Source organism: Erwinia sp. (genome assembly GCF_031978025.1).
Taxonomy (GTDB): Bacteria; Pseudomonadota; Gammaproteobacteria; order Enterobacterales; family Enterobacteriaceae; genus Erwinia.
The window spans coordinates 1-5,366 of record NZ_DALZCD010000286.1 but is presented as its reverse complement, the minus strand read 5'-3'; the positions used below and the strand labels follow the sequence as shown (position 1 = coordinate 5,366).

Genomic DNA, 5,366 nt, shown 5'->3' with positions numbered 1-5,366 from the left:
GACGCTCGATAGCGGTGCTCAGAGAAGCCTGTGATTTGTTCAGGTTGTTCTGAGTAGTCAGTGACATGATGTTAGTGTTAATAACGGACATAATAGTTTCCTTCAAAATCAGTTAGTTTGTTAGGCTGAGCTTTTCACGCTCACGGCGTCTGTCACCGTTACTGAAGTTATCGGTTAGGTTAATCTGAACTTTAGAAAAAAAGTGAAAAACCTGTTAATCCGCTGTATTGACACATGAAATTACCTTTATTATGTCCTTCCAACTGCCCGTTTTACACGCTACCACTCTCATCATAATAGCCGCAGGTTGCAGAAACGATCTCTCTAATTACCTATAGATTCCCTGCTTATTCTGCCTATTAAAATTTTCCCTCTGGCGTAAACTTTTTATCTCAGCGGCCGATATGTGTTTTGCACCTATCTCATTCTTAAGGATCTCTCATGGCAAGTGTAAGCTCGCTCGGAGTCGGTACCAGCCTCGATCTGGATAGCCTTTATACCAGCTTAGAAACCGCTGAGAAGACAAAGCTGACGACGATTACTAAGCAGCAGTCTACCTATAATTCCCAGCTCAGCTCTTACAGCAAGCTGCAGAGCTCTATGGCAGCACTGGAAACGGCAGCGGCGGCATTAACCAAGCCAGCGGCTTTTAGCGCAACGGCGGTTACCAGCACCAATACCGCTTTTACCGCCACGACCAGCGCGACGGCCTCCACCGGCGACTACAGCGTTAACGTTACGCAGATTGCTAAAGCACAGACGCTGATGTCCGGTTCGTTCAGCAGCAACAGCACCGCGCTGGGTGGTACCACCAGCGGCAACAGCCGCACGCTGACCATTGCCCAGGGCGGCAGCAGCACGCCGCTTACGCTCACGCTGACCGATAGCCAGACATCGCTGTCTGGTATTGCTGATGCTATTAACAAAAGCGCCGGTAACGTCAGCGCCAGCATTATTAAAGCCTCCAGCGGTGACTACCGCCTGATGCTCAGCTCGAAGACCACCGGTACCGACAGTGATATGACCATCAGCGTGACCGGCGACGATACGTTGCAAAGCGCCATTGGCTACAGTGCCAGCGCCAGCGGCACACAGAACATGTCGGTGCAGACAGCTTCTCAAAACGCCAAGCTGAGCGTTAACGGCGTGGCGATTGAGCGCAGCAGCAACAATATTAGCGATGCTTTAACCGGCGTGACCCTGAACCTGAACGCCCCAAGTAAAGATGCGTCTACCGAGACACTGACGGTTTCACGCTCCATTGACGACAGCAAAAAAACCATCAATGCTTTTGTCACGGCTTATAACTCGCTGAAGTCGACCATAGCTTCGGTGACCAAATATACAGCTGTCACGGCTGGTCAGTCTCAGTCAAGCAGCAACGGTGCGCTGATTGGTGACAGTACCGTGCGTGCGGTAGAAAACAGTATGAACTCGATCCTGACTACGGTGCAGGGCGGCTCTTACTCAATTTTAGCGCAGCTGGGCGTCACTATCGACCCGAGTACCCAGAGTGACGGCTCAACCGGCGCGCTGACCGTGGACGACACCAAACTGACTACGGCGCTGACCAATAACCCGCAGGCTGTCAGCCAGTTCTTTATCGGCGACGGCACCTCTACCGGTTTCGCTACCAAGCTGGACAGCACGCTGACCTCCATGCTGAGTACGACGGTAGGCAAAGAAGGGATCATTCAAAACGCGAAGGACGGCATTAACGATACGCTGAAAACGCTGAGCGATCGTTACGATCAAATGAGCGACTCGATTGACGCGACGATGGCCAGGTATAAAACGCAGTTTACGAACCTTAGTTCGCTCGTGAACTCGCTGACCAACACGTCGACCTACCTGACGTCGCAGTTCTCTTCAACTTCATCCAGCTAAGTAAGCCGGGGACGATATGTACAAAGATTCAGGAGCACAGCTCTACCGCAAAGTAGGTTTGGAAAGCAGCGTGCTGGGTGCCAGCCAGCAGCAGCTGACCACGCTGTTGTTCGACGGGGCGCTTAGCGCCCTGGTTCGCGCACGGCTGTTTATGCAGGACGGGCAGATTGAAGGCAAAGGTAACGCCATTTCCAAAGCCATCAACATCATTGAAAACGGCCTGAAAGTGGGTCTGGTGGAGGAAAGCGGCGATGAACTGGCTGCTAACCTGCTCGCGCTCTATGACTATATGATAAGACGCCTTCTTCAGGGTAATTTGCAGAATAATGTTGCTGCCGTTCAGGAAGTAGAAGATCTGCTGCGCAACATTGCCGATGCCTGGAAAGAGGTTACTGCTACTACTGTTTTTCAGGACGCCGTTTAATGAATATTGCACCGCATCTGCTCTCGCTTTACCAACAGCTTTTAGTGCTCAGCCAGTCAATGTTGCGTCTGGCAACAGAGGGTGAGTGGGATAAATTGATTGAAATGGAAGTTGATTATGTCAGTGCGGTGGGAAAACTGGCGGAGTCTACGCAGCAGACACCCGTCCCGGCTCAGACTCAGGATCAGTTGCGTCCTGTGCTGCGCCATATCCTTTCCAATGAAGCAGAATTGAAAACTTTACTGCAGGCACGTCAGGCAGAGCTGGCAGAGCTAATGAGTCAGACCAGCCGCCAGAAAACGGTTAATCAGGCCTATGGCGGCATGGCGGGTGTCATCCTGTTCCCGCAAAACGCCCAGGGCGTTTAATCCCTTCCGGCATCTTAGCCGAGCGAAGCCAGTAAGCGCAGCGGAAAATATTTCTGCGCTTACCGCGCTTTTCCCGCCGCCTCCTCCATACTTCAGTTTCCCGCTGATGACTATTGGAGCAATGGCATGCGTAACCCCACATTATTACAGTTCTTTCACTGGTATTACCCCGAAGGAAGCAGGCTGTGGCCAGAAGTGGCTGAACGCGCTGAATGGCTGGCGCAGGCGGGGATCACGGATGTCTGGCTGCCACCGGCCTATAAAAGCTCAGAAGGCGGCACGGGCGTAGGCTATGCCACTTACGATCTTTTTGACCTTGGGGAATTTGAACAGAAAGGCAGCCGTGCCACCAAATACGGTGACAAAGAGCAGCTGATAGCGGCGGCTAACGCATTGAGAGCGCAAGAGATTGGCGTCATTATGGACGTGGTCTTTAACCATAAGATGGGCGCTGACGAAAAAGAGAAAGTGCAGGTTAATCGTGTCAATCCTGACAATCGGGAAGAGATTGATGACGAGGTCATTGAAGCCGAAGCCTGGACCCGCTTTACTTTTCCCGGCCGTGGCGGCCAATACTCAAAATTCACCTGGGATTATAAATGCTTTAACGGCGTGGATTGTATTGATAACCCGGAGGAGTATGGCGTCTTTAAGATTATCAATGCCTATACCGGCGACGGCTGGAACGAGCAGGTGGACGACGAGCTGGGCAATTTTGATTATCTGATGGGCGCCAATATCGATTTTCGCAATCGCGCCGTGACGGAAGAGCTGAAGTTTTGGGCTCGCTGGATGATGCAGCAGCTGCCCTGTACCGGCTTTCGTCTGGATGCGGTGAAGCACATTCCCGCCTGGTTTTATAAGCAGTGGATCGACCATATTCAGGAAGTGGCGGAGCAGCCGATGTTCATCGTCGCGGAATACTGGTCGCACGAAGTCGAGAAACTGCAAAACTATATTCATCAGGTCGAAGGCAAAACCATGCTGTTCGACGCCCCGCTACAAATGAGATTCCACAACGCTTCCCGCGAAGGGGCCAATTTCGATCTTAGCCAAATCTTCAGCGGCACGCTGGTCGAACACGATCACTGGCATGCTGTTACGATTGTCGCCAACCACGATACCCAGCCGCTCCAGTCATTAGAAGCGCCGGTAGAGCCGTGGTTTAAACCGCTGGCCTATGCGCTGATCCTGCTGCGTGAACAGGGCGTCCCCGCCGTCTTCTACCCTGACCTGTTCGGTGCCAGCTATAAAGACACCGGCGGCGACGGCGAAGAGTATCAGATTGATATGCCAGCGATCCCGGAACTGGAGGCTTTACTGCGCGCGCGCCAGGATTACGCGCACGGCATCCAGACCGAATGGTTCGATCATCCGAACTGCGTGGCTTTTGCGCGGAGCGGCACCGATGAACACGCGGGCTGCGTGGTGATCATGTCAAACGGGGAACAGGGCGAGAAAACGCTGCCGCTGGGCGATGATTTTGCCGGCAAAACCTGGTATGACTATTTGGGCCATCGCGAAGAGAAAGTGACTTCTGACGTGGAAGGCAACGCGACGTTCTTCTGCAATGCAGGCAGCGTCAGCGTTTGGGTATTGGAGATTTAATAAACGTTTGAGTAGTGGATATTTAAAACGCGCATTGGCACGGATGCCGATGCGCGTTGTCTTTACATTCCCGACTCGGCGGAGGGCGGCACATCAGGCTGGCCCGGCCATGATTTCCCACCGTGTTTACCTGACTCCCCTGACCTTTAGCCGTCCGCTTCTCTGTTTTGCCTGCCTGTACAGCGTGAGTAAGGGGTTTGCCTGCCTGGCCGCAGGCATGGCCATCAGGTAGTGTCGGCAAATCGGTTACGTTATCCTGCCCGGGCCAGGCTTTCTTTTTTCAGTCGGGCGGCCAGCCCAGCCTTTTTAAAAGCCCCCCCCACCGCTTCAGCGACGGGGGCGCTTTTCACTGACTCAGGACTTACCGTTTTTCATCATGACTTTATGATGCGACCTGCCGTTGCCGGGTGCTTTAGCCGCTTTGTTCGCCTGCACCCGATCGGTAGCATGTTTGAGCGCCTCCTGACATTCGGCAGTGGGCTGCTGCACTTTTTGCAGTACCAGCTTGTCGTAGCGCAGCTCGCGCCCTTCCAGCGCCAGCGGCATCACGCGGGCTTCATTATTCACGTTAACCCAGTCGCCCGAGAACAGGGTGATCTTACCCGGTTTGGCAATCACCCGTTGCCACTGACGGCAGTCCAGCGTATCGCCCTCGGCGGTGATAATCAGGCTGGCTTTTGCCTCTTTGCTTATCAGCCCTTTCTGCGGCCCCATTGTCTGCCAGTTACCGACCAGATTTGCAGGCGGCGGCGTTTTGACCGCGCTCTGAAAATCAGGTGTTTGCGCGCAGCCAGCCAGCACGACGGCGGCCGTTAAAATCCACTTTTTCATTTTCAGTTCCTGACTCGTCAACCAGGCGCTACGTTATAATCTTTTGCCCGTACAATTCAAGCTGTCTCGCCCTGACGCGGACTCTTTTCAACAGCAGATGCCGAAAAGACGCCGGACGTGTAAACTGGCGCATCATTTTTTGCCGGACCCCTGCTATGAAGACCATCGAAGAATATTACGTTGCCGCCACCGCCCTTTTTCTGGAAGCGCACCCGGAAATCAAAGCCGGTATCGCCGCGCTGACCCAA

At 53.4% G+C, this 5,366-nt stretch carries 6 protein-coding genes and 1 pseudogene; 5 read left to right on the top strand and 2 right to left on the bottom strand.

What is annotated here, in order from left to right; all coding sequences use genetic code 11:
- A pseudogene (locus RTK32_RS18380) lies at positions 1 to 91 on the bottom strand (flagellin FliC); the annotation flags it as partial.
- 350 nt (positions 92 to 441) lie between these two features.
- On the opposite strand from RTK32_RS18380, the gene fliD reads away from it, so the two are divergent.
- From fliD to amyA, 4 genes are all read left to right on the top strand, one after another.
- Complete coding sequence (fliD, locus tag RTK32_RS18375; protein ID WP_312046517.1) at positions 442 to 1,887, top strand: flagellar filament capping protein FliD; 1,446 nt, start codon at positions 442 to 444, stop codon at positions 1,885 to 1,887.
- Positions 1,888 to 1,903: 16 nt separating this feature from the next.
- Complete coding sequence (gene fliS, locus RTK32_RS18370; RefSeq protein ID WP_312046515.1) at positions 1,904 to 2,311, top strand: flagellar export chaperone FliS; 408 nt, start codon at positions 1,904 to 1,906, stop codon at positions 2,309 to 2,311.
- On the top strand, positions 2,311 to 2,679 hold the full coding sequence (fliT, locus tag RTK32_RS18365) for a flagella biosynthesis regulatory protein FliT (protein ID WP_312046513.1): 369 nt from the start codon (positions 2,311 to 2,313) through the stop codon (positions 2,677 to 2,679). The genes fliS and fliT overlap by 1 nt, the downstream gene beginning before the upstream one ends.
- A 126-nt stretch (positions 2,680 to 2,805) precedes the next feature.
- Positions 2,806 to 4,287, top strand: a complete 1,482-nt coding sequence (amyA, locus tag RTK32_RS18360) for an alpha-amylase (RefSeq protein ID WP_312046511.1) — start codon at positions 2,806 to 2,808, stop codon at positions 4,285 to 4,287.
- 354 nt (positions 4,288 to 4,641) lie between these two features.
- On the opposite strand, the gene yedD is transcribed toward amyA, so the two are convergent.
- Positions 4,642 to 5,118 carry a lipoprotein YedD gene (gene yedD / locus RTK32_RS18355; protein WP_312046509.1) on the bottom strand — a complete coding sequence of 159 codons (477 nt, stop codon included), beginning with the start codon at positions 5,116 to 5,118 and terminating at the stop codon, positions 4,642 to 4,644.
- Between the two features lie 155 nt (positions 5,119 to 5,273).
- Here yedD and RTK32_RS21360 point away from each other — a divergent pair.
- On the top strand, positions 5,274 to 5,366 hold a 93-nt coding region (locus RTK32_RS21360), incomplete at its 3' end, for a DUF6388 family protein (protein ID WP_409451115.1).

Excerpts from the sequence above, each read along its gene's own strand:
- fliD (WP_312046517.1), top strand. The coding sequence starts at position 442 with ATGGCAAGTGTAAGCTCGCTCGGAGTCGGTACCAGCCTCGATCTGGAT.
- fliS (WP_312046515.1), top strand. The coding sequence starts at position 1,904 with ATGTACAAAGATTCAGGAGCACAGCTCTACCGCAAAGTAGGTTTGGAA.
- fliT (WP_312046513.1), top strand. The coding sequence starts at position 2,311 with ATGAATATTGCACCGCATCTGCTCTCGCTTTACCAACAGCTTTTAGTG.
- amyA (WP_312046511.1), top strand. The coding sequence starts at position 2,806 with ATGCGTAACCCCACATTATTACAGTTCTTTCACTGGTATTACCCCGAA.
- yedD (WP_312046509.1), bottom strand. The coding sequence starts at position 5,118 with ATGAAAAAGTGGATTTTAACGGCCGCCGTCGTGCTGGCTGGCTGCGCG.